Source organism: Stenotrophomonas sp. 05L44_2 (assembly GCF_056665995.1).
Window position 1 is genome coordinate 1 of record NZ_JBFTNR010000552.1, and the last position, 2,825, is coordinate 2,825.

A 2,825-nucleotide genomic window follows, 5' to 3' on the forward strand; every position below is an offset into this window, starting at 1 on the left:
CTCTACAACGCTGTGCGCGAGACGCCGGGCGGTGTGCAGGCTGCAGCCGCGTACCTGGCACAGCGCCGGGGCAAGTCGATGCACCCGGAGACGCTGCGCGCGAAGCTGCGCGGCCTTGAGGGCGAATCGGTAACCATCGAAATCGCCGAACTGCTGACCGAGTGGATGCAGGAACAGGTGGGCGGTGCAGACCGCGCGCTGGGTTGGATGCAGGCGCTGGCCGGGCAGTTCGGCATGGCCGTGGATGTGGTGCCGCCGGCACCGGAGGGGGGGTGGTCGGACGAGATCGCCGCGTTGCAGACCAAGCTGCTGGAGATCCAGCGCAGCATGGGCGCCCTGTCGGGCACCGCGTTGGACGCCATCGCAGATCAACAGATCGACAGTGACGAAGCGCGACTGATGCTGGCCGAGGTCCGCTCGCTGCGCACGATGGCGCACCGTCTGGAGCGCAACATTGCGCGCGCTGCGGCGAAGGGGAGGGCGGTGCTATGAACCATCCCGCTCGCTCCACCGATCCCAGCACCAGCCACGAGGCAGCCAACTACATCGCTGCTACTGGCATCCAAGGCGACCAGCAAGCCGCAGCAGCTTCCGCCGTGCGTCGCTTCCCGGGCCTGACAAGCCTCGAACTGGCGAACGAGACGGGCATCTGCCGATACGTGCTCGCTCGACGCCTTCCCGAACTGGCCGAAACCGGCCGCGTGTGGCGGGGCCCGAAGAAGCCTTGCCCAGTGTCTGGCCGCAGTGCCTGTACCTGGTGGCCGGTGGCCCGGGGCCAGAACATGACGCTGGGACTCTGACATGTCGACCATCATCATGTCGCAGTGCTGGCCGCTGCAGGGCCTGAGCGTCACGCAGAAGGCTGTGTTGATCTCGCTGGCTGACCAAGCCAACGACGACGGCGTGTGCTGGCCGGCGGTGGGCACCATCGCCGCGCGCTGCTGCATGTCGCCGCGCGCTGTCCGCACCGCCATGGATCATCTGGAAGTCGTGGGCCTACTGACCCGCGACCGCAGGTTCAACAGCAGCACTGTCTACAACGTCACCCCGGCCAAGTTCGACAAGGCCGCAGCGCCATCGAAGGGCACTCGCAAGACCGGAAAAACCGGTACTGCATCGGGCGCAGGTGCTGCGCCCCGTGCAGGGGGTGCGCCCGATGCAGGTGGGGATGCGCCCCGTGCAGGAGGGGATGCAGCGGGCGCAGGTCTGGAGGTGCGCCCCGTGCCGCCTAACCGTCATATAACCACCAATGAACCGTCAGAAGAACCGTCATCTCCGGCGGGCCTGTCGGCCGCGCCGCTGACGAAGGCGGAGCAGGAAGAGCAGATGCAGCTGGCCTGCAAGGCGACGTGGGCTGTCTACCGGGCGGCCTACCGCATCCGCCACGGTGTGGACCCCGTCCGCAACGCCAAGGTCAACACCAACGTTCGGGATCTGGTGAAACGCCTGGGTCGTGAAGAGGCGCYGCTGGTGGCCGGCTGGTTCCTGAGCGTCAACGAGAACTATGCCGTGAAGCGGATGCACGACCTGGGCGTGTTGCTGGCCGGGGCCGAGGCGTACCGCACGCAGTGGGCGACCGGGCGGCAGGTGACCGACACCAGCGCCCGGCAGCAGGACCAGACGCAGGCCAATGCCAACGCGGCCGACGACGCCAAGGCGCTGCTGCGCCGCCTGAAGGGGAACGCCGATGCTCAGTGATGCCGAACAGGACACGCTGGTCGAAATGCTGGTGGCCACGGCCGAGGTGATGGGCGAGCAGATTCGGCCGACCGCTGCGGCGTACATGGTCACCGACCTGGCCTCCTACCCGCTGCGCGTGCTGGCCGAGGCGCTGACCGCCTGCCGCCGCGAGGTAAAGGGCCGGCTGAGCCTGGCCGCGATCATGGAGCGCATTGACGACGGGCACCCGGCACCGAACGAAGCGTGGGCTGTGGCGATCCGGGCCGCTGACGAGGCGGTGACCGTGGTATGGACCGAGCAAACCAGGGACGCATGGACGGCGGCGCTGCCTCTGGTCGAGGAGGGCGACAAGATCGCAGCCCGGCAGGCGTTTCTGGAGGTGTACGCCCGGTTGGTGAAGAGTGCGCGCGCTGTGGGTGGCTGCGCCGTCTATCAGCCGTCGCTGGGCCATGACGCGAGTGCCCGCGCCGCAGCGCTGCAGCTGGCGGTGGACGCTGGCCGCTTGGCGCACGAGCAGGTAGCCGATCACCTGGCGCTGCCGCCGGCCACGCCCGCGTTCAATCCGCTGGCCCTGCTCGCCGGCCGAGTGGAGGCGAGCCCGGAAGCGAACGAGCGCACCAAGCAGCGCCTGGCAGAAATCGCCGAGCTGTTCGGTCCCGCTCAGGACGCAGCGGCATGAGGCAGGACCACGTCGAACTGGAGGTGCGCCCTGTGTCCGAGCCGGTGGCGGTGGCCGGCTGGTATCTGGCCTATGGCTATGGGGTCAAGCCGCTGGTGCTGTACGCAACGCGAGGCTCAACGGTCTGGCGCGACGGCTGCAGGCAGATCCCGATTACCCGCTATGCCGGCCCGATTCCGGAGCTGCGCTGATGTGGTCGAACGCACCGCCGCCGACGATGGCAGAGGCAGCGCGCATCGAACTGGCGAAGACGGGACCGTGCATGGCGTGCCTCGTTCGCTACGCGCAAGGCCTGATGGCGAAGAAGCACGTGGTCTACGGCTGCGAGTACAACCACGCCAAGTCGGGGAACATCCGGCGCGGCCATTTCTTCGGCTATGCGCTGTGCCAGTGGCATCACCAGCGCTACCGCAGTGAACACATGACCCAGAAGCAAATGGTGGCCCGCTGGGGCCCACCCCTGCAC

Annotated in this window: 4 protein-coding genes and 1 pseudogene; all 5 read left to right on the forward strand. The window is 68.1% G+C overall.

Annotated elements, in window-relative coordinates; genetic code table 11:
- On the forward strand, positions 1-492 hold a 492-nt coding region (locus tag AC1VAN_RS17225; protein WP_480986288.1), incomplete at its 5' end, for a phage regulatory CII family protein.
- A 309-nt stretch (positions 493-801) separates the two neighbouring features.
- The gene (locus AC1VAN_RS17230) at positions 802-1,698 is read left to right on the forward strand and encodes a helix-turn-helix domain-containing protein (RefSeq protein WP_480986289.1); all 897 of its coding nucleotides are present in this window, start codon (positions 802-804) and stop codon (positions 1,696-1,698) included.
- Positions 1,688-2,359 (forward strand): hypothetical protein, encoded by a 672-nt coding sequence (locus tag AC1VAN_RS17235; protein WP_442251140.1) that lies wholly within the window; start codon positions 1,688-1,690, stop codon positions 2,357-2,359. Before AC1VAN_RS17230 ends, AC1VAN_RS17235 begins: the two co-directional genes overlap by 11 nt.
- Positions 2,356-2,550: a hypothetical protein gene (locus AC1VAN_RS17240; RefSeq protein ID WP_442251141.1), complete on the forward strand. Its 195-nt coding sequence runs from the start codon at positions 2,356-2,358 to the stop codon at positions 2,548-2,550. Before AC1VAN_RS17235 ends, AC1VAN_RS17240 begins: the two co-directional genes overlap by 4 nt.
- 71 nt (positions 2,551-2,621) lie before the next feature.
- Positions 2,622-2,825: pseudogene (locus tag AC1VAN_RS17245) on the forward strand (Ref family recombination enhancement nuclease); the annotation flags it as partial.

What these genes read in the sequence shown, in the direction of transcription:
- AC1VAN_RS17235 (WP_442251140.1), top strand. Translation starts at nt 1,688, where the DNA reads ATGCTCAGTGATGCCGAACAGGACACGCTGGTCGAAATGCTGGTGGCC.
- AC1VAN_RS17240 (WP_442251141.1), top strand. Translation starts at nt 2,356, where the DNA reads ATGAGGCAGGACCACGTCGAACTGGAGGTGCGCCCTGTGTCCGAGCCG.